Origin of the sequence: Streptomyces sp. NPDC051315 (assembly GCF_044455165.1) — a bacterium.
GTDB lineage: Bacteria > Actinomycetota > Actinomycetes > Streptomycetales > Streptomycetaceae > Streptomyces.
The window spans coordinates 66378-88333 of record NZ_JBITEN010000023.1 but is presented as its reverse complement, the minus strand read 5'-3'; the positions used below and the strand labels follow the sequence as shown (position 1 = coordinate 88333).

Here is a 21956-nt window from a genome sequence, read left to right as displayed (position 1 = left end):
CCCCGCTGGGGGTGCCTTGGCATCGAGTCTCCCGGAAAGTGATGGAACCACCTGTGACTTACGCCCCTCTTACCCGTCGACCAGTGCGCACGCCGGTAAACGGCGTGCGCCGAACCAGTGGGGCAATCACGTACTCCCGGGGCAATGGGGGAGTAGGGGGAAGATGTGCGCACGACAGTGCGCCGCCACCTGGGCAAGGTGGTGGCAGGCACGGCCATCGCGGTGGCCGCTACGGCCGCGATGATCGCGGTCACCCTGCCGGGCACGGCAGGTGCGGACGGAACCGGAGGGAGCACCGGGCAGGCCGCGGGACAGGCGGCCGGACAACAGGGGACCGGCCAGGGCGCCGGGCAGCAGGGCGGCTCGGCCGCCGTGGAGCCCGGTGTCGTCGAGGACGTGCCCGCCGAGGGCGCGCGGGGCAAGGGCCGCGACCCGCTGACCGACGACGAGATCGCGCGGGTCGAACGCATCGCGCTCAACCGGCAGCTCTTCAACGCCAGTGAGGACGTCGACGGCGACCGCGGCCCGCAGCGCCTGAGCGTGGACCTCGCCGAGCCCGAGGCGGCGGAGGTGGACGACGCGGACGCGCCCCGGCGCGCGGAGGTGACGTTCTACGACTACAAGGACGACACCCTCGTCACGAAGACCGTCAACCTCGACACCGGCAAGGTCGAGAGCACCGGCACCCAGCAGGGCGTCCAGCCGCCGCTGAGCTCCGCGGAGCAGGACGAGGCGGCCCGGCTGCTGATCGCCGACCCGCTGGGCGCGGGCCTGAAGGCGGACTACAAGGACGCCACCGGCAAGGAACTCACCTCCCCGGACCAGCTGGTCCTCGCGGGCATGGTGTACCGCGCCTCGCCGGGCGCCCAGCCCGCCGCCTTCGACCAGTGCGGGGTCCACCGCTGCGTCCGGCTGCTGCCGAAGGTCAAGAACGGACCGTGGATCGACGCGCGGTCCCTGGTCATCGACCTCAGCGCCGGCACCGTGGGCAAGCTCACCGGCTGAGCCGTGCCCCTCCGTCCACTTTCCCACCTTTCACCCTCCCGTCACGGGGAGGGACAGGGAGTCATGTCCTCATGCGCGTGAAGTACTCCGTCAGCGGCCCGCGGCCGCGGAGAATCAGCCGTGCCCGCAAGGGGGCGGCCCTCGGCCTGTCCGTGGCCGCGCTGGCCGCCGGTGCGACGACCACCGGCACCGGCCCGGCCGCCGCCCAGCCCAAGGCGGCCCCGGCGGCCGCCGCCGACTGCAGCGCCACCTACCGCATCCAGCAGAAGCTCGCCTCCGGCACCACCTGGCGCATGTGCTGGCGCTACGAGGCCAAGTCCGGCCTCATCCTGGAGAACGTCTCCTACCAGCCGCCCGGCGAGGCCAAGCCGATCCGGGTCCTCAACAGCGCCAAGATCGCCCAGATCCACGTGCCGTACGACGACGGCAAGAACGAGTACAACGACATCACCGACTACAACTTCGGCTCGGGCCTGGTGAACATGGCCCCCGGTGAGTGCCCCGGCGGCACCATCAAGACGGTGAAGGTCCCCGAGGCCTACAACTCCGACAGCCCGAACGTGAAGGGCCTGTGCACCACGACCCGCGCGCGCGGGCACGCCTACCGGATGCAGACCGACCTGGGCAAGGTCTACCAGGCCCAGGGCAAGGACCTGCTGGTCTACACCGTCAACAAGGTCAGCTGGTACGAGTACATCACCGAGTGGCGCTTCTCCGACGACGGCGCCATCAGCATGAACGTCGGTGCCACCGGCAGCCTCTCGCCCTTCGACTACGACGCCGGTGACGGCCGCGGCTGGCCGATAGGCAAGGGTGCCAAGGCCTACTCCACCAGCCACAACCACAACGTGTTCTGGCGGCTCGACTTCGGCCTCGACGGCTCCTCCAACACCAAGGTCGAGCAGTACGACTCGGTGGTCAGCCCGGCCGCCCCCGGCCGGCAGGGCCCGACCACCAAGACCACCCGCACCCCCGTCACCAAGGAACTCGCGGGCGACGCCCAGAACATGCGCTGGTGGCGCATGGTCAGCGCGACCGGCAAGAACAAGGACGGCCACCCGCGCTCGTACGAGATCGTCCCCGGCGCCAGCACGAAGTACCCGGGACGCTCCTTCACCCGGCACGACGTCTACTTCACGCAGTACAACAAGTGCGAGCAGTACGCCAGCAACAACGTGCGCGACTGCGGCAGCCCCCTGCACGGCTACTCCGTCGACAAGTGGGTGAACGGCCAGACCCTCACCCACCCCGTGGCCTGGGTGAACGTCGGCTTCCACCATGTCGCGCGCGACGAGGACCAGCAGCCCATGCCGGTCCACTGGCAGGGCTTCTCCATCGCCCCCCGGGACGTCACCGCTATGAATCCGCTCACTCCGCGCGCCCTCGCGGGCGAGAACGGGCGCCCGGACACCGGTAGTTGAGAAACGACCTGTCCATCCGGCTGCACCGCCGACCGCTCCCGGAGTACCCTTCCTTGATCGTTGGGACGGGGAGTGCTCGGGGGAGCGGAAGGCGGTGCTTGGGTGGGCTCGGGAGGGCTGGAACTGCCCCCTGGTGACGAAGGTCACGAGGGAGGCTCCTCCGCAGACATCCCGCCCGGCACGGTGTCCCTGGCCCGGCCGATGGAGGGCGCGATCGGGCCGGAGCTGGACTGGGACGCCGACGCCTGGCGGGAGGTACGCACCCGCGCCCAGCGGGCCGGCCGGGCCTACATCTGGCTGAACCTCGTCGAGCAACGGCTGCGCGCCGTCGTGGCCGCCGTGCTGCGGCCCATCTACGAACCCGTCCACGGCGACGACTGGGTGGTCGCCGCGGCCGGCCCCGCCGGACAGGAGTGGGTGCAGCGCGCGGTAGCCGTACGCGAGGTCAGCCGCCGCAAGGGCTACCTGCTCGATCCGGCCGACGACAATGTGATCTCCTTCCTCACCCTGCCGCAGCTGCGCGAGCTGATGGTGCAGCACTGGCCCTGCTTCGAGCCGTACTTCGACGACCGCCGGGACGTCGAACTCGCCCTGGACGAGCTGGAGGTCACCCGCAACGTCGTCTCCCGCAACCGGGCGCTGTCCGAGGCCGTGCTCAACCAGGCCGAACGCGCCTCCGCGCGACTGCTGGAGATGCTCGGCACCGGCGGCGACGTGCCGTCCGCGCGCCGGCTCCCCGTCGACGCCGTCGAGGACCTCGTGGGCGACCGGTACGCGGACGTGGTCGCCGTCCACTCCGACCGGGTGCGGCTGCTGCGCCGGTTCCCCGCCGAGGACATCTTCGACGGCGCCCGCCGCCTCGACGCCATCGGCATCGGCCTCAACCTGCTCGTGCAGAACTTCTCCGGCCGCCGCCTGGTCCGCCTCGCCGAGACCGGCGCCCGCGTCCGGCTGCTCTTCCTCAACCCCGCCTCCAGCGCGGTCAAGCGCCGCGAGCGGGAACTGGGCATGAAGCGCGGTGAGTTGAGCCGCGCGGTGGAGATGAACATCCTGCACATGCGCCGGGTGCGCTCCCGGCTGCGCGACCCGGGCGCCTTCCAGATCCAGGTCTACGACGAGACGCCCCGCTTCACCGCCTACCTCGTCGACGGCGACGGCTCCGACGGCATCGCGGTCGTCCAGTCCTACCTGCGGCGCATGCGCGGCATGGAGGCGCCGGTGCTGGTGCTGCGCAACGGCAGCCGGGTGGTCAAGTCGGGTGAGGCCGACGACGGCGGACTCTTCGCCGCGTACCGCGAGGAGTTCGAACTGGCCTGGGCGGATTCGCGGCCGGTGTCCTGAACGTCCGGTACCTCCCCGGTGTCCCCCGCGGTAAGCGGAACGCGATCTCCTGATTGTCAGTGGCGCATGCGAAGGTGGGAACCACTGGGGGAAGCACCACAAAGAAGGGGGGCCACCATGGCCTGGCACCGCGAGCTGCTCATCGGCTTCGACCTGGAGACGACCGGGACGGACCCGCGCGAGGCGCGCATCGTCACGGGGGCCGTGATCGAGGTCGGGGACGGGCAGGTTCTGGGGCGCCGGGAGTGGCTGGCCGATCCGGGCGTGGAGATCCCGGCGGACGCCGTGGCGGTCCACGGCATCAGCAACGAGCGGGCGGCCACCGAGGGCCGCCCCGCCGACCGGGTCGCGGACAGCATCGCCGACGTCCTCGTGCAGTACTGGAGGACGGGCGTCCCGGTCGTCGCCTACAACGCCGCCTTCGACCTGACCCTGCTCTCCGCCGAACTGCGGCGGTACGCACTGCCGTCCCTGCGCGACCGCCTCGGCGGGCTCGACCCGGCCCCGGTCGTCGACCCGTACACCATCGACCGCTGGGCCGACCGCTACCGCCGCGGCAAGCGCAACCTCGAAGCGGTCTGCGCCGAGTACGGCGTCACCCTCGACACGGCACACGACGCCTCCGCCGACGCCCTCGCCGCGGCCCGTCTCGCCTGCGCGATAGCCGAGCGCCACCCCAAGGTCGCGGCCCTCGGCCCAGCGGAGCTGCACCGCCGCCAGATCGAGTGGTACGCCGAGTGGGCGGCGGACTTCCAGGACTTCCTGCGCCGCAAGGGCGACGCGGAGGCGGTTGTCGACGGCACCTGGCCGGTGCGGGAGTTGGCGGGGGACCGCGTCCGGCCATGAGCCGGCCCCCGGGTGTCGCACCGACCCGATCGCGGCGACCGTTCCGGCCCGGCGCCGCTCCGGATGAGGGCGCCGCTCCAGGTGAGGGAGCCGCTCAGAACGGGTACCAGCGCACCGCCTCGTCCCCGTCCCGCAGCGACGCGACCCGGCGCCGGAACTCCGCCAGCGCCTTGGGATTGGACGGCGCGTGCTGGGCGACCCAGGCGCAGCTCGCGGTCTCACGGGCGCCCCGCAGCACCGAGCAGCCCTCCCACTCCCGCACATCCCAGCCGTACGTCCGGGTGAAGGAGTCGTAGGCCTCGGCGGGCAGGCCGTAGCGGTCGCGGGAGAGGGCCATCACGACCAGGTCGTGCTCGCGCAGGTCGGCGGAGAAGGTCTCCAGGTCGACCAGGACCGGCCCCTCCGGGCCGACGTGCACGTTGCGGGGCAGCGCGTCGCCGTGGATCGGACCGGGCGCGAGGCGCGGAGTGAGCGCGGCGCAGGCCGCGGCGAAGCCGTCCCGGCGCTCGCGCAGATAGGCGGCGTCCGCCGGATCGACCGCGTCACCGGCGAGCCGCAGCCAGCGCTCCACGCCGGCCAGCAGATCGCGCGCAGGCAGAGTGAAGGACGGGGAGGGCAGGGCGTGCACGGCGCGCAGGAGTTCGGCCAGATCCCGCGGCTCGGCGGGCCGTACCGGGTCGGGCAGACGGTGCCACACCGTCACCGGGTGCCCCTCGACGAGCAGGGCCCTCGGCTCGGCCGCCCGCACCGCGGGGACGTCCGCCTCCGCGAGCCACGCCGCGATGTCCAGCTCACGCCGGGCCCGGTCGAGGAGCGCGGCGTCACGGCCCACCTTCACCACCAGGTCCCCGGCGGCGAACACCGCGTTCTCGCCCAGGGCGAGGAGCCGCGCGTCGCCTGCCGGACCGGGCAGCACTCCCGCCGCGGCCAGTACCTCCCGCGCGCGTGCCTCGTCCATCGTCCGCCTCCGTGTCGTCGTGAGCCCGCTGGTCCAGGGACGGCGTCGGGTTCCGGCCATCCGACGGCCAGTCTCGCATTCGCACAGGTCGGGCCCTGAGCGCGGTGTCTTGACGGCGTGCGCCGGCTTCACGACCATGGCGGGGCCCGTCACCGCTGCGGGAAGGGGGAGCGCTTCGTGTCGTCGACGACCGGGGGGACGACCGACGAGCAAGGGCGCGAGGGAAGCGGGCGCGCGGGGAAGGGCGCCGAGAGCAGAGGGTCCGCGCGCCGGGCGGCCGGCAGCGGCCCGCCGCCACGCCTCGCCGCCGGCCACGGCGCCTGGTTCCTCGTCCTGCCCGCGCTGATCCCCATCCTCGTGCTGAGCGCCGGCCCGCTGCTGTACGGGATCCTGCTGGCGTTCACCGACGCCCAGTCGGGCCGCACCGCTCCCACGCAGTGGATCGGCGGGCTCAACTTCCGGGACCTGTGGCACGACACCCTGTTCTGGGAGTCGTTCCGCATCGGGCTGGTCTGGGCGGTCGGGGTGACCGTCCCGCAGTTCCTGCTCGCCCTCGGCCTGGCCCTCCTGCTCCACCAGGAGTTACGGCTGCGCTGGCTGGCCCGCGCGCTCGCGATCGTTCCCTGGGCGATGCCCGAGGTCGTCGTCGGCATCATGTGGCGGCTCGTCTACAGCCCCGACGCCGGCGTCCTCAACGAGACGCTGCGGGATCTGGGCCTCGGCGACGGACGGGACTGGCTGAGCGGGCTGGCGACCGCCCTGCCCGCCGTGATCGTCGTCGGCGTCTGGGCGGGCATGCCGCAGACGACCGTCGCCCTGCTCGCCGGTCTGCAGAACACCCCGCGCGAACTCCACGAGGCCGCCGCGGTCGACGGAGCGGGCGCCTGGCGCCGCTTCCGCACGGTCACCTGGCCCGCGCTGCGCCCCGTCGCACTCGCCGTCACCGCCCTGAACTTCATCTGGAACGTCAACTCCTTCGCCCTGGTCTACGTCCTGACCAGCGGCGGACCCGGCGGACGCACCCGGCTGCCGATGCTGTTCGCCTACGAGGAGGCCTTCCGCTACGGACAGTTCGGCTACGCGGCGGCGATGGGATGTGTGATGGTCGCGGTGATCTCGGTGCTCCTCGCCCTCTTCCTGGTGGGCCGGCTCAGGGGAGGTGACGAGGCATGAGGACCGGCACCGCGGGCCGCGTCGGCCAGTACCTCGCCCTGCTCGCCTACCTGGTCTTCCTCGCCTTCCCCTTCCTCTGGCTGGTCTCCACGGCCTTCAAGTCGCCGCGGGAACTCGGCAGTCTGCACCCCACGTGGATCCCGCAGGAGCCCACCCTCGCCAACTTCCGGCAGGCCTTCGACGAGCAGCCGCTGCTGCGCGCCGCGGGCAACTCCCTGCTCGCCGCCGCGGGAGCCGCCCTGATCGCCGTCCTGGTCGCCACCCCGATGGCCTACGTCATCGCCCGGCACCGCACGCCGCTCGCGCGGGCCGCGACGGGCTGGGTGGTGGTCAGCCAGGCGTTCCCGCTGGTGCTGGTGATCATCCCGCTGTTCCTGGTGCTGAAGAACCTGCGGATGATCGACTCCCTGCCCGGCCTGGTCCTGGTGTACGTGGTGTGGGCCCTGCCGTTCGCGTTGTGGATGCTGGCCGGGTACGTCCGGGCGGTGCCCGTCGAGCTGGAGGAGGCGGCGGCCGTCGACGGGGCCGGACGGCTCAGGACGCTGGTGTCGGTGACCGCGCCGCTGCTCGCGCCGGGGATCGTGGCGACGGGACTGTTCGCGTTCATCACCGCGTGGAACGAGTTCTTCTTCGCGCTGGTGCTGCTGAAGTCGCCGGAGAAGCAGACCCTGCCGGTCGTCCTCACCCACTTCATCGGCGCGGAGGGCGTCGCCGACCTCGGCCCGCTGGCGGCCGCCGCCTTCCTCGCCACCCTTCCCTCGCTGGTCGTCTTCGCGGTCATCCAACGGCGGATCACCAGCGGCATGCTCGCCGGGGCGGTGAAGAGCTGATGCGTACCCGATGGACCGTCCTGCTCGTCCTGACTCTCCTGCTCGCCGGCTGCACGGGCGGCGGCAGCGACTCCGGCACCGGCCGGGTCACCCTGCGTTTCCAGTCCCTGGCCTGGCAGGAGGAGTCCGTCGAGATCAACAAGGAGCTGGTGCGGGAGTGGAACGCGAGCCATCCCGACGTCAAGGTCGAGTACGTCCAGGGCAGTTGGGACAGCGTCCACGACCAGCTCCTCACCTCCTTCGAGGGCGGCGAGGCGCCGGACGTCATCCACGACGCCTCCGACGACCTCGCGGACTTCGCCTACGGCGGCTACCTCGCCGACCTGACCGACCTGCTGCCCGAGCGGCTCAGGGCGGACATCCCGCAGCGCAGCTGGGAGACGGCGACCTTCGGGGACGGCATCTACGGCGTGCCCTTCCTCCAGGAGCCGCGCGTCCTCATCGCCAACGCCACCTGGCTGAAGGAGGCGGGGGTGCGGATCCCGACGCCCCAACGGCCGTGGAGCTGGGCGGAGTTCCGGGAGATCACCGAGCAGCTCAGCGGCGACGGCAGGTACGGCGTGGCCTGGCCGCTGAAGGACCCCGTCTCCGCCACCCTCAACCTCTCCCTGTCGGCGGGCGGGCAGCTCTTCCACCGGGGCGCCGACGGCAAGGTCACGGTCCGCTTCGAGGCCGGCGACGAGATCGTGCCGCGTACCGTCCACGACCAGGTCGGCAAGGACGGCAGCGCACCGGCCTCGCTGCTGGGCAGCGGCGGCTCGGACACCTTGCCCGGTTTCTTCGCCGGCCGGTACGCGATGGTGCCGCTCGGCTTCTCCTACCGTCAGCAGATCGTCCAGCAGGCGCCGGAGGGCTTCGACTGGCAGGTGCTGCCCGCCCCGGCCGGGACCGACGGGCTCACCCAGGGCGTCAGCCCGCAGACCCTGTCCATCGCCGAGGACAGCCCGCACCGCGAGGAGGCCGCCGCCTTCATCGACTTCCTGCTGCGGCCGTCGAACATGGTCCGGCTCGCCCTGGGCGACTGGATGCTGCCCACCGGCACCCGGGCGCTCGCCGACCCGGCCCTGCACACCCCGAAGGACGACTGGGCCACCGGCACCGCACTGGCCGCGCACCTGCGCCCGGCGCCCGCGCAGTCCGTCCGCGGCTACCCCGAATGGAAGGACAAGGTCGCCACACCCGCCTTCCAGGAGTACTACAGCGGTGCGATCGGCCTGGGGGAACTGCGGGAGCGGCTGGAGGAGGACGGGAACCTGGTGCTGGCGCGGTACCAGCGCTGACCTCTGCGGCCTTCGGTGGCCACCGGGTGCGGCGCGCCGGTCGGCCGCTCGCCCGGCCGCGCGGGGGCGCGGGGTTGCGAGACCGGCCGGCGGTGCCTTGACCTCGACATGACTTCAGGTTTTACGGTGCCTGCATCAACGATCACTCATCGGGGGCGCCGACATGACGGACCAGCGGATCACCGACGCCGAACTCGCCGCACAGCCGGCCGCGTACTGGACCGGAGTGGCCCATGAGGCCCTCATCGCCTTCACCCGGGCCCGGCAGGCCGAGCTCGGTTACACCCAGCCGCAGTACTGGCTGCTGCGCAACCTGTCGGAGAACGACCTCTCGCCCGACGGCCACGGCATGACCGTCACCGAACTCCGGCAGGCCATGCGCTCCTACCTCAGGGCCGAGGACGATCCGGAGACCGAGGCGGAGGCCCTGCTGGAGCGCGGCCTGCTCACCCGCGACGCCGAGGGGCGGCTGTGGATCACCGAGTCCGGGGAGGAGGCCCGCGCCGGTCTCAAGCGGCGCCTTCGGCCATCCGCGACCGCATCCACCAGGGCATCGACGACACCGACTACGTCACCGCCCTGAAGGTGCTCCGGCGCATGATCCTGAACACGGGCGGCTCACTGGGGCAGTGAGGCCCTGTCACCTCCGCCGCGCCGCTCCGGACGCCACACGCACGGGCCCCTCACCCGCACCTCCGCCGGTCCCGGGCGAGGCGCGCCCACCCCTGCGGCATCCGTCCGGGCGTGCGGCACCCACCCGGGCGCGCTATTACATTGCACGAGACGTCTCGTCTCGCTTACTGTCGGGGGCATGACCGCTCCCGCGCACATCGCCATGTTCTCCATCGCCGCCCACGGCCATGTGAACCCCAGCCTGGAGGTGATCCGGGAACTCGTCGCGCGCGGGCACCGGGTGACCTACGCCATTCCGCCCGTCTTCGCCGACAAGGTCGCCGCGACCGGCGCCGAGGTGAAGCCGTGGCACTCCACCCTGCCCTCGCCCGACGCCGACCCGTCGGCCTGGGGCACCACCCTCCTCGACCACGTGGAGCCCTTCCTGGCCGACGCCGTCCAGGCGCTGCCCCAGCTGATCGAGGCCTACGACGGGGACGAACCCGACCTCGTCCTGCACGACATCACCTCCTACCCGGCCCGCGTCCTCGCCCACCGCTGGGGTGTGCCCGCGATCTCCCTCTCGCCCAACCTCGTCGCCTGGGAGGGGTACGAGGAGGAGGTCGGCGAGCCGATGTGGGCGGAGCCGAGGAAGACCGAGCGCGGGCAGGCCTACTACGCCCGCTTCGAGGCCTGGCTGAGGGAGAACGGGATCACCGAGCACCCCGACGCGTTCGCCGGCCGGCCCGCCCGCTCCCTGGTCCTCATCCCGAAGGCGCTCCAGCCGCACGCCGACCGGGTCGACGAGAGCGTGTACACCTTCGTCGGCGCCTGCCAGGGCGACCGGTCCGCCGAGGGCGGATGGACGCGGCCCTCCGGCGCCGAGAAGGTCGTCCTCGTCTCGCTCGGATCGACCTTCACCCAGCAGCCGGAGTTCTACCGCGCCTGCGTGCGGGCCTTCGCCGGACTGCCCGGGTGGCACCTGGTGCTCCAGATCGGCCGGCACGTCGACCCGTCCGAGCTGGGGGAGGTGCCCGACACCGTCGAGGTGCGTTCCTGGGTGCCGCAGTTGGCGATCCTGAGGCAGGCGGACCTGTTCGTCACCCACGCCGGCGCCGGCGGCAGCCAGGAGGGACTGGCCACGGCCACCCCGATGATCGCCGTACCGCAGGCCGTGGACCAGTTCGGGAACGCCGACGTGCTCCAGGCGCTCGGTGTCGCCCGGCACGTCCCGGCCGAGGAGGCGACCGCCGAGGCGCTGCGGGCCGCAGCCCTGGCCCTGGTCGACGACCCCGAGGTCGCCCGTCGGCTCAAGGAGATCCAGGCCGGCATGGCGGGGGAGGGCGGCACCCGCAGGGCGGCCGACCTCGTCGAGGCCGAACTGGCCGCTCGCCGCGGGGACGCCTCCGTCACACGGGAACGGCCTGCCGGGTGAGGGACAGGCGCGCGTTGTCGAGCGTGGCGTCCATGCGCGCCGCCTGGCCCTTGGTGAACATGAACATCGCCGCGTCGTCGGTGTAGTCCATGTAGTTCACGAACATGTCGCCGTCCGGGGCGTTGTTGCACGTCACGTGCGGGAACCGGGGAGTGCCCAGGTTGGGGCCCGCCTGGTTGGGGGTGTCCGCCACGAAGTCGCTGCCGCTGCATCCCGAGTCGTCGTCACCCCAGATGTGCCGCAGGTTGAGCCAGTGCCCGATCTCGTGCGTGGCCGTGCGTCCTCCGTTGAACGGCGCACTGGCGGTGCCGTTGGTGCCGAAGGCGGTGTGGGTGATGACCACGCCGTCCGTGGCGGCGGCACCGCCCGGGAACTGGGCGTACCCCAGCAGGCCGCGGCGCAGCAGGCAGACCCAGATGTTCAGGTACGCGTTCGCGGGCCAGGCGTCGTGGCCTCCGCTCAGGGTGAACTTGACCAGGTCGTCCGTGGCGAAGTCCCGGTTCCCGGTCTGCCTGCGCGTGATGCCGGACGTGGGCTGCCCCAGGGGGTCGGTCCGGGCCAGGTGGAACTCGATGCGCGGGTCGGCGACGAGGTCCCGCCACACCGAGGGCACGGCGCCGACGTCCGGGTTCGTGCCCCGGAAGTCCTGGTTCAGGACGTCGATCTGACTGTGAATCTGGGCCTCCCCGATGTTCTGCTCGGGGGTGTTGAACACCACGTGCACGACGACGGGAATGTCGATCACGCCCTGCCGGGCGGCGAACCGCTCGCCCTGCTCGTAAGCGAACGCGGTGTTCTCGATCACGGTCCGGTTGTCGGCGTACTCGGGGTTCAGATCGAGGAACCTGCGGTGTACCTCCATCGTGCCGCACCAGCGGCTGTAGTCGTCGGAGGTGGTGCGGAGGAATGACTGCGCATCGGACATGACTGCGTCCCTCGGGGACATGAGCGGAAGCCGCGCTCGCGCGCTGAGGCCACGCTCGCGGCTGGGGAACTGCGCTTCGGACACGCGCTGTTGGGGGCGCCGGACGCCGGCCGGGCGTTTGCCGGCCGCCGATGAGCCCATACACTGGAAATTCTAGGCAATCAGGCATCATCCCGCCATTTGTTCCCAAGACGGCAAGGGGTGGCGGCTCATGCGAGAACTCCCGGCGGCCCTGTTCCGGGCCTGGCTGCACTCCTACGAGGAGGACCACGACGACGTGACGGTCTTCCGGCCGGAGGACCATCCCTTTCCTCCGGCGCGTGGCCGCCGTGGCATGGAGTTCGCCCCCGACGGCAGCTTCGCCGACCACCCGGTGGGGCGCGGCGACGCCCCGGACACGGTGCGCGGCCGCTGGCGGGCGGTGGGGGACCGCAGGGTAGCGGTGTCCTTCGAGGGCGCGCGCGCCGGCCGGGTCCTGGAGATCGTGCGCTGCGACGAGGACGTCCTGGAGGTCCGTACGGTGGTGGCGCAGCCGCCGGAGTGAGGACCGGCCGGCCACGGCGGCCCGCCCAGGGGGTGCGCCGCCGTGGGCCGGGCACGGGTGAGGGCCCGTTGACTCCCCGGTGGTCAACGGGCCCTCGGCACAGGCGGGTTCAGACCCTCACGGGCTCACCCTCGTCGTCCCGCGCCGTCGGCGCGAGCGGCTCCGGCTCCTCGTCGTGGGTGAGGTCGGGCAGCCGGTGCAGCCACTTCGGCAGGTACCAGTTGCGCTCGCCGAGCAGGGCCATCACCGCCGGCAGCAGCACGCCCCGGATGATCGTCGCGTCGATCAGGACGGCGGCCGCGAGGCCCACACCCATCTGCTTCATGGACTGCATGGACAGCGTTCCGAAGATCGCGAACACGGCGACCATGATGACGGCGGCGCTCGTCACGACACCGGCCGTGGTGACCACGCCGTGCGTGATCGCGTCCTTCGTCGTCCGGCCCCGCAGCCGTGCCTCGCGGATCCGGGAGACCACGAACACGTGGTAGTCCATCGACAGGCCGAACAGGATCACGAAGAGGAACAGCGGCAGCCAGGTGACGATGGCGCCGACGCCCTCCGCGCCCACCAGGGACGCGCCCCAGCCGTGCTGGAAGACCCCCACGAGGATGCCGTAGGCCGCGCCCACCGACAGCAGGTTCAGCACGATCGAGGTGAGCGCGATCGTCAGCGAGCGGAACGACAGCAGCATCAGCGCGAAGGCGAAGACCACGACGAAGGCGAAGACCGGGACGACCGCTCCGGCCAGTTGGTCGTTGAAGTCCTTCGAACCGGCCACCTGTCCGGTGATGGGCGCCTCCACCCCGTCGACCTTGCCGAGCGTCGCGGGCCGCACGTCGTCCCGCAGCTTGTCCAGGCTCGCGCCCGCCTTGTCCAGGTCGGAGCCGCCGACCAGCGGGACGTACACGAAGGCGATGTTCCGCTCGTCGTGCAGCTTGATCTCGACCGGGCCGCGCGAGGCCCCCGAACTGATCGCCCGCTCACGGAAGTCGGCCAGCGCGGACTTCACCTCGGGCGCGTTGATGTCGTCCGCCTTGACGACCACCTCGGCCGGCTCCGAACCGCCCGGGAACGCCTCGTTGAGCCGGTTGTACGTCTGCACGATGGGCAGCGAGTCGCCGAACTCCTGGTCCAGGGTGAGCTGTTGCGTCTTCATGCCGAGCGCGGGGACCGCGATGGCGAGCAGCGTGCCGGCCGCCACGACCACGGAGACCACGGGCTTGGCCAGCACGCCCTTCAGCACGGCCGTCCAGAACCGGCTGCCCCCGCCGCCGGCGGTGCTGCGACGCCGCAGGAACGGTATGCGGCCCTTCTCGACCCGCTCGCCCAGCAGGGAGAGCAGCGCGGGCAGCACGGTCACGGAACCGACCATGGCGACGGCGACGACCATCAGCGAGGCCAGGCCCATCGCCTCGAACTCGGCGAGCCCGGTGAACAGCATGCCCGCCATCGCCACGCACACCGTGACACCGGAGACGACGATCGCGCGGCCACTGGTCGCGGCGGCGATCCGCAGGGCCGTCTGCGCGTCCCGGCCGGCCTCCCGCTCCTCGCGCTCGCGGCGCAGGTAGAACAGGCAGTAGTCGACGCCGACCGCCAGACCCACCAGCAGCATCACCGAGTTCGCGGTGTCGCTCATCGGCATCACATGGCTGACGACGCCCATCAGGCCCATCGTGGCCATGATCGCGGTGATCGCCAGCAGCACCGGCAGCAGCGCCGCCACCAGCGCGCCGAAGGCGATGAGCAGAATACCGAGGGCCACCGGCACCGCGGAGTACTCGGCCTTCTGGAAGTCGTCACCGAACGCGTCGTCGAACGTCTTCATCATGCTGGCGCCGCCGATCTCCTCGATCCGCAGCGCGTCGTGGTCCTTCTGCACGCCCTCGACGGCCTTCAGGACCGGCTCCACCCGCTCCCCGGCGGTGTCGGAGTCGCCGCTGATGTCGAACTGCACCAGCGCGCTGCGCCCGTCCTCGGAGATGGTCCGCGTGTCGTAGGGCGAGGTGACGTCGGTGACCTCGCCGGTGCCCTCCACGGCCTCGACGACCGCTTCGACGGCCTGCCGGAACTCGGCGTCCGTGGCCTTCAGCCCGTCGTCCTTCGCCTGCACGAGGACCGTCTCACTGGCGGGCTCCTCGATCCCGGCGTCCTCGATGATCCTGGCGGCGGTGTGTGTCTCGCCCTTGAGCTGGTCGCTGTCCTTGACGTCGACCCGGCCCGCCGCCGACCCGAGCCCCATGGCCAGGACGACGAACAGCACCCAGATGCCGACCGCCGCCCAGCGGTGCCGGGCACTCCAGCCGCCGGCCCGCGCGGCGATGCCCCGCACCCGCGAATCTCCGTTCCCCATGACGGGCTTGCCCCCTCGACGTGCGGTGGCGACCCCCTGCCGCCACCTTTCGCTTCGAAGGTATGGGCCGCGTAAAGCCATCTCGTCGTGCTGCCCGGTGAAGTCCCGGCCGCCCGAGTCCTCCCCTCGGACCCCGCCGTGTCACCGCAGGGGAGGACGCGGGCCCTTACATCTATTTCGTCGATCTCGGGGGCGGTGATCAGGGAAGAAGCGGAGCCGTACGGTCCGTCCGACGGGGTTGCCCTTGTCGTCGCGCACCCCAGCCGGACACGTCACAGGTCACCGCGGAAGGTGATCAGCGTCCCGCCGATCGGTCGGCGTTCGACGCAACCCCGGTGCCCCCCGTCCCGGAGGGCCAGGACAACCCCGGGCGCCCCCGCCCCGGCGGGCCAGGGCGACCCCAGGCGCCCCCGCCCCCGAGGGCCCGGGCGGCGGTTGTCGCGCCCGCCCCCACGGGGCACGACGGCCGCCTTATCGTGTCCGGATGACGACGACGTACGCGGCGCTGCTGCGCGGCATCAACGTGGGCGGCGCGAAGAAGGTCCCGATGGCCGCCCTGCGCACCCTCCTGGAGGGCCTCGGCCTCGACCACGTGCGCACCTACCTCCAGAGCGGCCAGGCCGTCTTCTCCGCCGGCCACGGCGACGAGGACGGCCTCGCCCGGGAGATCACGCGGGCGGTCGAGAAGCAGTTCGGCTTCGGGGTCGACGTGATCGTCCGCGACCACGCCTACCTGAAGGCCGTCGCCGAGGCCTGCCCGTTCCCGGCCGCCGACCTGGAGGCCAGACAGCTCCACGTCACCTACTTCTCCGCGCCGGTCGGGCCCGACCGCTTCACCGGCATCGACCAGGCCGCCCACCTGCCCGAGGAGTTCCGCCTCGGCGACCGCGCCCTGTACCTGTACGCCCCCGACGGCCTGGGCCGCTCCAAGCTCGCCGAACAGCTCTCCCGCCCCCGGGTGACCAAGGGGCTGATCGCCACCACCCGCAACTGGAACACCGTCGTCAAGCTGGTGGAGATGACGGAGGGGACGCCGGAGGGGTGAGCTTCCGCAGGCCGTGGCAGGGGGCCGGCGCCCGTCAGCCCAGGGCGTCCAGCCGGGACATCTCCTCCGCCGTGAGGCGTACGGCGGCCGCGTCCAGGTTGTCGTCCAGGTGGGCGAGGGTGCCGGTGCCGGGGGTCGGGCAGAGCACGGGGGAGTGGTGCAGCAGCCAGGCCAGGGCGATCCGGGCCGGGGTGGCGCCGTGCGCGGCGGCGACCGACGCGCACACCGGGTCGGTCGTCAGCGTCCCGTTGCCCAGCGGGAACCACGGCAGGAAGGCGATGCCGCGCGCCTCGCACAGCCGCAGCAGCGACTCACCGGCCCGGTCGAGGAGGTGGTAGCGGTTCTGGACGGACGCGATCTCCGTCAGCTCCGTGGCCGCCGCCACCTGTTCGGCGGTGACCGTGTCCAGGCCGATGTGCCGGATCTTGCCCTCCGCCCGCAACGCGTCGAGCGCGCCCAGCTGTTCCGCCATCGGGACGGCCGGGTCGAGCCGGTGCAGCTGGTACAGGCCGATGGTGTCGAGGCGGAGTCTGCGCAGGCTCGCCTCGCACATCGCGCGCAGCCGCTCGGGCCGCCCGTCCACGTGCCAGGCGCTGTCGCTCGTCCGCACCACCCCGCCCTTCGTGGCGATCAACAGGCCCTCGGGGTAGGGATGCAGAGCCTCGGCGACCAGCTCCTCCGCGAGGGACGGGCCGTAGTTGTCCGCGGTGTCGATCAGCGTGACCCCGCGCTCCACCGCCCGCCGCAGCACGGCGACCGCGTCCCGGGCGTCGCCGCGCGGACCCCAGTAGCCGGGACCGGTGAGCTGGGCGGTGCCGAAGCCGAGCCGACGGACCGGTACCTCGCCACCCACCAGGAAACTCTGCTCGATCATGCTACGGAGGGTACACACGCCTGTGCGAGCCCGGTCCGTGCGCGCGGGCGCCGGCGGCGAGCGGACGGGATCCGCGGCCGGGCAGCCGAGGGTCCGCGGGCGGGGGAGGCGGCGCGGCTCGGCCGGGGAGAGGGGCAGGACGAGGTGGGGTGGTCGGTCGCGGGACGGAGTCGCCGGGCGGCGCCTCAGGCCCCGACCGCGGCCAGCCGGGGCACCCGTGCCGCGTCGTACCGCTCCAGCAGCACCCGCGCCACCTCCGGCGCCGCCCCCAGAACCTCGGCCAGGACGTCCGCCCCGGCCGCGCCCCGGGCGATACGGTCCGGCAGGAAGCCGGGCGCCAGCACGTACGGCGCGACCGCCACCGTCGAGCAGCCCAGCTCCCGCAGTTCGCGCACCGCGTCCTCGGTACGCGGAAGGCAGGCGGAGGCGAACGCGGGTCGCACGGCGCACCAACCGGTGTGCCACCACTCCCGCGCGATGTCGGCGATCACCGCGATCGCCTCCGGGTCGCTGGACCCCGCCGAGGCCAGCACGACCCCGGTCGAGGACTTGTCGGCGGGCGCCAGCCCCGCCTCGTACAACCGCCGCTCCAGGGCGGACAGCAGCAGCGGGGACGGGCCCAGCACCTCCGCCTGACGGATACGCAGCCGCGGCGGCGCGTCCCGCAGGACCGCCGGGATGTCCGCCTTCGCGTGGAAGGCCCGCGTCAGCAGCAGCGGAAGGGCGACGACGTCACGGACGCCCTCCGCCGCCAGGGACTCCAGCACGCCCTGCACGGACGGGATGTTGAAGTCCAGGAAGCCGGTCTCCACGCGCAGCCCGGGCCGCAGCGACCGCACCCGCCGTACGAGGGCGTGGACGGTCGCCGCGTGCCGAGGGTCGCGGCTGCCGTGGGCGACGACGAGAAGAACCGGCCTCTTGTGCATGGGGGTCAGCCCTTCACCAGCAGGCCCCGGCTGCGCAGCACCCGCCGCTCCAGCGGGCTGAAGATCAGCAGGTCGATGGCGATGCCGACGAACAGGATCAGGATGATCGCCTCGAACACCATGGACATGGAGCTGGCGTTGCGGCCGTTCTCCAGCAGCGCGCCCAGCCCGATGCCCAGGTCGGGCGAGGAGGCGATGATCTCCGCCGCCATCAGCGAGCGCCAGGAGAAGGCCCAGCCCTGCTTCAGACCGCCCAGGTAGGCGGGGAGCGCGGCCGGCAGGACGATGTGCCAGGCGCCCTTCAGGCCCGTCGCGCCCATCGTGCGGCCCGCCCGCAGGAACAGCGGCGGCACCTGGTCGATGCCGGAGACGAGGCCGTTGGCGATGGAGGGGACGGCGCCGAGCAGGATCACCGCGTACATCATCTTGTTGTCCAGGCCCAGCCAGATCACGGCCGGCGGCACCCACGCCACCGACGGCAGGGACTGAAGACCGGACAGGATCGGCCCGATGGCCGCGCGCACGAACTTCACCCGGGCCACGATCAGACCCAGCGGGGTGCCGATGGCGAGCGCCATCAGGAAGCCCAGCAGACCGCGCGAGACGCTGGTCCAGATGTAGTCGAGGAGCTTGCCCTCCAGCCAGGCGTCCTTGAACTCGCCGCCCACGTCGGAGGGCGAGGGCAGCTTGCTCGGATCGTCGACGATCCTGAAGGTGATCAGCGCCTGCCAGACCACCAGGACCACCGCGATCGCGACGATCGGCGGCAGGATCTTGTTGACGAAGGTCTGCCGGAACGGCGTACGGCTGACGACGCCGGTCTCCAGGGCGTCCAGGCCCGCCTCCACCGAGGCGACCTGCTGGTCGCCCCCGGCGCGGGCGTCCGTCGTCTTCGTCTCAGTGCTGGCCATGACGGCGGATCTCCCCACGCAGGACTTCGGTGATCTCGAGGGACAGTTCGGCCACGGGGGCGTCCTCGATGCGGCGCGGCTGCGGAATGCCGACCGTCCACTCGCGGGCCACCCGGCCCGGCCGGGACGAGAGCAGGATGACGCGCTGCGCGAGCCGCACCGCCTCCCGCACGTTGTGCGTGACGAACAGCACGGACAGCCCCGTCTCCTTCCAGATCCGGGTCAGCTCGTCGTGCAGCACGTCCCGCGTGATCGCGTCGAGCGCCGCGAACGGCTCGTCCATCAGCAGCAGCCGCGCGTCCTGCGCCAGCGCCCGAGCCAGCGCGACCCGCTGGCGCATACCGCCGGACAGCTCGTGCACCCGCTTGCCGTACGAGCCGTTCAGCCGCACCAGTTCGAGGAGCTCCTCGGCCCGGCCGCGCCGCTCGTTCTTCGGGACGCCGCCCAGCTTCAGGGCGAGTTCGATGTTCTTGCCCGCCGTCAGCCACGGGAACAGGGCGTGCTCCTGGAACATCAGAGCCGGGCGCCCGTCGGTGCTGATGGAACCGGCGGTGGGCCGGTCGAGCCCCGCCACCAGGTTCAGCAGCGTGGACTTGCCACAGCCGGAGGCCCCCAGGAGGGTGACGAACTCGCCCGGCGCGACATCGAGAGTGATGTCGTCCAGGACGAGCTGCTGCCCGGCGGGCCCGGCGAAGGACTTCGAGACGTGCTCGATGCGGGCGGCGTGCTCCACCGACTCGGCGCTGTCCGCCTTGGCGAGGGTGGTGGCCATGGTCGTCACCTCCTGGGAACTCACGTGATTTCGGACTTACTCGGCGCCGAGACCGGCGTCGCTGACGGTGCTCTCACCCTCGGCCTGAAGGACCTTGTTCAGCAGCGTGAGGTCGTAGATGCCCTTCAGCAGCGGGTCCTCCAGCAGACCGGCCTTGACCGCGTGCTGTGCCTCGGTGTTGAGGGTGGAGGCCAGCGGGTCGTCGGTGAACTGGATCGACTTCCACGCCGGGTCCAGGACCTCCGCGGGCAGCGCCTTTCCGGTCTCCGCCTTCAGCTGCGCGTTCGCCGCCGCCTTCGCCGCGTCCGGGTTGGCGTTGATGTACTTGTTGATCTCGACCGACGCCTTCAGGACCGCCTCGACGGCCTTCGGGTGCTCCTTCAGGAAGTCCTGCCGCACGATGATGTTCGTGATCACGAACTTCTTGTCCGGCCACAGGTCGGCCTCGTCCAGCAGCACCTTGGCGCCCTCGGACACCAGCTTCGACGCGGTCGGCTCCGGCACCCACGCACCGTCGATGGAACCGGCCTTGTAGGCGTCGGGGGTGACCTTGTTGTCGGTGCGGATGACCGACACGTCACCCTTGCCGCTCTCCGCGTCGACCTTCCAACCCTGCTCCGCGATCCAGTTGAGGAACGCCACGTCCTGCGTGTTGCCGAGCTGCGGGGTCGCGATCTTCTTGCCCCTGACGTCCTTCAGCGACTTGATCTTGTCCGGGTTGACCACGAGCTTCACCCCGCCGGACGCCGAGCCGCCGATGATCCGCAGGTTCTTGCCGGCGGACTTGGTGTAGCCGTTGATCGCCGGGGACGGGCCGATCCAGCCGATGTCGATCGACTTGGAGTTCAGGGCCTCGATCTCGGACGGGCCGGCGTTGAAGGTCTGGTACTCGGCCTTCGTGGCGCCGAGCGCCTTCTGGAAGTAGCCCTTGTTCACGCCGACGAGGGCGGTCCCGTGGGTCAGGTTGCCGAAGTAGCCGATCTTGACGGAGTCGAGTCCGTCGATCTTCTCCGCACCGGCGGCGACCTTCTGGGTGGACGTGTCGTCGTCGGCCTGGGAGCCGTAGCCGCAGGCGGCGAGGGTGAGCAGGGGAAGCGCGGCGATCACCGCGAAGGCGCGGCGGAGGCTGGAAGTGGCAGGCACGGGAGGGGTTCCTCTCGTTGGCCCGGCGGTCACGGTCTCTCAGGTCGTGGCCGGGAAGTCGGCAGGTCTTCGCTTACGGCGGTGGGGGGTGAGGGCGCGCAGGCAGTGCGCGTACGTCACGCCGCACATCGCGCCACTCCGCCCTGCCCGCTGCCGAGAGCACCGCTGCCGACGCGGCCGCCCTCCTTCGCGAACGTGGAGTAGTAGTCGTTCGGGTTCACGTCAGAAGTCCCACCCGTCGTCCTCGGCCTGGTCCTTGACCGGCTCCGGGGACGCGAACGACTCGCCGACCATGCCCGCGGTGAGCGTGGTGCCGTCGTTCGGGTCGATCAGGATGAACGAGCCCGTGCGCCGCGAGTCGGCGTAGGAGTCGACCGGCAGCGGTTCCGCGGTGCGGATCTTCACCCGGCCGATGTCGTTGGCGACGAGCTGTCCCGGGTGCGGGTGCAGGGACAGGTCGTCGAGCGTGAGACGGGACGGGATGTCCTTCACGATCGCCTTCACCGTGCGGGTGCCGTGCTTGAGCAGCACCCGGTGGCCGACGGTCAGCGGCTGGTCGGCGACGTGGCACACGGTGGCCTCCACGTCCTGCGTGGTGGGCGGCGCGTCCTTGCTCGGCACGATCAGGTCGCCGCGCGAGACGTCGATGTCGTCCGTCAGCAGCACGGTCACCGACTGCGTCGTCCACGCCACGTCGACCGGCTTGCCCAGCAGGTCGATCCCGGCGATCGTCGTCGCCCGGCCGGACGGCAGGACGGTGACCGCCTCGCCCACCCGAAACGTGCCGGCGGCGATCTGGCCCGCGTAACCCCGGTAGTCGGGGTGCTCGGCGGTCTGCGGCCGGATCACGTACTGCACGGGCAGCCGGGCGTGGCAGTGCGCCAGGTCGTGACTGACCGGGACGGTCTCCAGGTGCTCCAGCACGGTCGGGCCGCCGTACCAGTCCATGTGGGCGGAGGGGTCCACCACGTTGTCCCCGGCGAGCGCCGAGATCGGGATCGCGGTGACCTCCGGGACGCCCAGCTCGGTCGCGTACGCCGTGAACTCCTCGGCTATCGCGGCGAACACGGGCTCCCGGTAGTCGACCAGGTCCATCTTGTTGACGGCGAGCACGACGTGCGGGACGCGCAGCAGGGCGGCGATCGCCGCGTGCCGGCGGGTCTGCTCGACGACGCCGTTGCGGGCGTCGACCAGGATCACCGTCAGCTCGGCCGTGGAGGCACCCGTGACCATGTTGCGGGTGTACTGCACGTGGCCGGGCGTGTCGGCGAGGATGAACCGGCGCCGGGGCGTGGCGAAGTAGCGGTAGGCCACGTCGATGGTGATGCCCTGCTCACGCTCGGCGCGCAGCCCGTCGGTGAGCAGCGCGAGGTCGGGGCCCTGAGCGCCGCGGCTCGCGGAGGCGCGCTCCACGGCCTCCAGCTGGTCGGTGAGGATCGACTTGGAGTCGTGCAGCAGCCGTCCGACGAGCGTGGACTTGCCGTCGTCGACGGAGCCGGCGGTGGCGAACCGCAGCAGGGTCGTGGCCGAGAGTTCCTCGGTCGTGATGGTGCTCATGC

General features: G+C 71.8%; 18 protein-coding genes and 2 pseudogenes. 11 read left to right on the top strand and 9 right to left on the bottom strand.

The window, feature by feature from the left end; all coding sequences use genetic code 11:
- Positions 1-165 precede the first annotated feature (165 nt).
- From ACIBBD_RS33515 to ACIBBD_RS33500, 4 genes are all read left to right on the top strand, one after another.
- Positions 166-1005 (top strand): Tat pathway signal sequence domain protein, encoded by an 840-nt coding sequence (locus ACIBBD_RS33515; RefSeq protein ID WP_399423337.1) that lies wholly within the window; start codon positions 166-168, stop codon positions 1003-1005.
- 71 nt (positions 1006-1076) lie between these two features.
- On the top strand, positions 1077-2426 hold the full coding sequence (locus ACIBBD_RS33510; protein WP_399423336.1) for a copper amine oxidase: 1350 nt from the start codon (positions 1077-1079) through the stop codon (positions 2424-2426).
- 102 nt (positions 2427-2528) lie between these two features.
- Positions 2529-3767, top strand: a complete 1239-nt coding sequence (locus tag ACIBBD_RS33505) for an SAV2148 family HEPN domain-containing protein (RefSeq protein WP_399423335.1) — start codon at positions 2529-2531, stop codon at positions 3765-3767.
- A gap of 117 nt (positions 3768-3884) precedes the next feature.
- Positions 3885-4613, top strand: coding sequence for a 3'-5' exonuclease (locus tag ACIBBD_RS33500; RefSeq protein ID WP_399423334.1), 729 nt, complete (start codon positions 3885-3887; stop codon positions 4611-4613).
- Between the two features lie 94 nt (positions 4614-4707).
- Here ACIBBD_RS33500 and ACIBBD_RS33495 read toward each other — a convergent pair whose 3' ends face one another.
- On the bottom strand, positions 4708-5571 hold the full coding sequence (locus tag ACIBBD_RS33495; protein WP_399423333.1) for a phosphotransferase enzyme family protein: 864 nt from the start codon (positions 5569-5571) through the stop codon (positions 4708-4710).
- A 177-nt stretch (positions 5572-5748) separates the two neighbouring features.
- On the opposite strand from ACIBBD_RS33495, the gene ACIBBD_RS33490 reads away from it, so the two are divergent.
- The 5 genes and pseudogenes from ACIBBD_RS33490 (at position 5749) to mgt (ending at position 10901) form a co-directional block, all read left to right on the top strand.
- Positions 5749-6744 carry a carbohydrate ABC transporter permease gene (locus tag ACIBBD_RS33490; protein ID WP_399423332.1) on the top strand — a complete coding sequence of 332 codons (996 nt, stop codon included), beginning with the start codon at positions 5749-5751 and terminating at the stop codon, positions 6742-6744.
- Positions 6741-7574 carry a carbohydrate ABC transporter permease gene (locus ACIBBD_RS33485; protein WP_399423331.1) on the top strand — a complete coding sequence of 278 codons (834 nt, stop codon included), beginning with the start codon at positions 6741-6743 and terminating at the stop codon, positions 7572-7574. Before ACIBBD_RS33490 ends, ACIBBD_RS33485 begins: the two co-directional genes overlap by 4 nt.
- Positions 7574-8854, top strand: coding sequence for an ABC transporter substrate-binding protein (locus ACIBBD_RS33480; RefSeq protein WP_399423330.1), 1281 nt, complete (start codon positions 7574-7576; stop codon positions 8852-8854). Before ACIBBD_RS33485 ends, ACIBBD_RS33480 begins: the two co-directional genes overlap by 1 nt.
- A 163-nt stretch (positions 8855-9017) precedes the next feature.
- Positions 9018-9487 (top strand): annotated as a pseudogene (locus ACIBBD_RS33475) (MarR family transcriptional regulator).
- 135 nt (positions 9488-9622) lie between these two features.
- Positions 9623-10901: pseudogene (gene mgt, locus ACIBBD_RS33470) on the top strand (macrolide-inactivating glycosyltransferase).
- Here mgt and ACIBBD_RS33465 read toward each other — a convergent pair.
- A complete protein-coding gene (locus ACIBBD_RS33465; protein ID WP_399423329.1) occupies positions 10876-11826 on the bottom strand; it encodes a zinc metalloprotease in 951 nt (316 codons plus the stop codon). The pseudogene mgt and the gene ACIBBD_RS33465 overlap by 26 nt on opposite strands.
- Positions 11827-12037: 211 nt before the next feature.
- Here ACIBBD_RS33465 and ACIBBD_RS33460 point away from each other — a divergent pair, with 211 nt between their 5' ends.
- A complete protein-coding gene (locus ACIBBD_RS33460) occupies positions 12038-12370 on the top strand; it encodes a hypothetical protein (RefSeq protein WP_399423328.1) in 333 nt (110 codons plus the stop codon).
- A 109-nt stretch (positions 12371-12479) separates the two neighbouring features.
- Here ACIBBD_RS33460 and ACIBBD_RS33455 read toward each other — a convergent pair whose 3' ends face one another.
- A complete protein-coding gene (locus ACIBBD_RS33455; protein ID WP_399423327.1) occupies positions 12480-14726 on the bottom strand; it encodes an MMPL family transporter in 2247 nt (748 codons plus the stop codon).
- A gap of 484 nt (positions 14727-15210) precedes the next feature.
- Between ACIBBD_RS33455 and ACIBBD_RS33450 the strand changes: the two genes are divergently transcribed.
- Positions 15211-15771 carry a DUF1697 domain-containing protein gene (locus ACIBBD_RS33450; protein WP_399423326.1) on the top strand — a complete coding sequence of 187 codons (561 nt, stop codon included), beginning with the start codon at positions 15211-15213 and terminating at the stop codon, positions 15769-15771.
- A gap of 34 nt (positions 15772-15805) precedes the next feature.
- On the opposite strand, the gene ACIBBD_RS33445 is transcribed toward ACIBBD_RS33450, so the two are convergent.
- The 6 genes from ACIBBD_RS33445 to ACIBBD_RS33420 form a co-directional block, all read right to left on the bottom strand.
- Positions 15806-16645, bottom strand: a complete 840-nt coding sequence (locus tag ACIBBD_RS33445) for an aldo/keto reductase (RefSeq protein ID WP_399423325.1) — start codon at positions 16643-16645, stop codon at positions 15806-15808.
- Between the two features lie 185 nt (positions 16646-16830).
- Positions 16831-17571, bottom strand: coding sequence for a sirohydrochlorin chelatase (locus tag ACIBBD_RS33440; RefSeq protein ID WP_399423324.1), 741 nt, complete (start codon positions 17569-17571; stop codon positions 16831-16833).
- A 5-nt stretch (positions 17572-17576) separates the two neighbouring features.
- Positions 17577-18482, bottom strand: coding sequence for an ABC transporter permease (locus ACIBBD_RS33435; protein ID WP_399423323.1), 906 nt, complete (start codon positions 18480-18482; stop codon positions 17577-17579).
- Positions 18469-19254: an ABC transporter ATP-binding protein gene (locus ACIBBD_RS33430; RefSeq protein ID WP_399423322.1), complete on the bottom strand. Its 786-nt coding sequence runs from the start codon at positions 19252-19254 to the stop codon at positions 18469-18471. The genes ACIBBD_RS33435 and ACIBBD_RS33430 overlap by 14 nt, the downstream gene beginning before the upstream one ends.
- 36 nt (positions 19255-19290) lie before the next feature.
- Positions 19291-20397, bottom strand: a complete 1107-nt coding sequence (locus ACIBBD_RS33425; protein ID WP_399423321.1) for an ABC transporter substrate-binding protein — start codon at positions 20395-20397, stop codon at positions 19291-19293.
- A gap of 222 nt (positions 20398-20619) precedes the next feature.
- A complete protein-coding gene (locus tag ACIBBD_RS33420; protein WP_399423320.1) occupies positions 20620-21954 on the bottom strand; it encodes a sulfate adenylyltransferase subunit 1 in 1335 nt (444 codons plus the stop codon).
- Positions 21955-21956: the final 2 nt, after the last annotated feature.

Bases quoted from the DNA above. Each gene is read 5' to 3' on its own strand.
- ACIBBD_RS33510 (WP_399423336.1), top strand. From the start codon at position 1,077: ATGCGCGTGAAGTACTCCGTCAGCGGCCCGCGGCCGCGGAGAATCAGC.
- ACIBBD_RS33500 (WP_399423334.1), top strand. From the start codon at position 3,885: ATGGCCTGGCACCGCGAGCTGCTCATCGGCTTCGACCTGGAGACGACC.
- ACIBBD_RS33495 (WP_399423333.1), bottom strand. From the start codon at position 5,571: ATGGACGAGGCACGCGCGCGGGAGGTACTGGCCGCGGCGGGAGTGCTG.
- ACIBBD_RS33485 (WP_399423331.1), top strand. From the start codon at position 6,741: ATGAGGACCGGCACCGCGGGCCGCGTCGGCCAGTACCTCGCCCTGCTC.
- ACIBBD_RS33480 (WP_399423330.1), top strand. From the start codon at position 7,574: ATGCGTACCCGATGGACCGTCCTGCTCGTCCTGACTCTCCTGCTCGCC.
- ACIBBD_RS33465 (WP_399423329.1), bottom strand. From the start codon at position 11,826: ATGTCCGATGCGCAGTCATTCCTCCGCACCACCTCCGACGACTACAGC.
- ACIBBD_RS33460 (WP_399423328.1), top strand. From the start codon at position 12,038: ATGCGAGAACTCCCGGCGGCCCTGTTCCGGGCCTGGCTGCACTCCTAC.
- ACIBBD_RS33455 (WP_399423327.1), bottom strand. From the start codon at position 14,726: ATGGGGAACGGAGATTCGCGGGTGCGGGGCATCGCCGCGCGGGCCGGC.
- ACIBBD_RS33450 (WP_399423326.1), top strand. From the start codon at position 15,211: ATGACGACGACGTACGCGGCGCTGCTGCGCGGCATCAACGTGGGCGGC.
- ACIBBD_RS33445 (WP_399423325.1), bottom strand. From the start codon at position 16,645: ATGATCGAGCAGAGTTTCCTGGTGGGTGGCGAGGTACCGGTCCGTCGG.
- ACIBBD_RS33440 (WP_399423324.1), bottom strand. From the start codon at position 17,571: ATGCACAAGAGGCCGGTTCTTCTCGTCGTCGCCCACGGCAGCCGCGAC.
- ACIBBD_RS33435 (WP_399423323.1), bottom strand. From the start codon at position 18,482: ATGGCCAGCACTGAGACGAAGACGACGGACGCCCGCGCCGGGGGCGAC.
- ACIBBD_RS33430 (WP_399423322.1), bottom strand. From the start codon at position 19,254: ATGGCCACCACCCTCGCCAAGGCGGACAGCGCCGAGTCGGTGGAGCAC.
- ACIBBD_RS33420 (WP_399423320.1), bottom strand. From the start codon at position 21,954: ATGAGCACCATCACGACCGAGGAACTCTCGGCCACGACCCTGCTGCGG.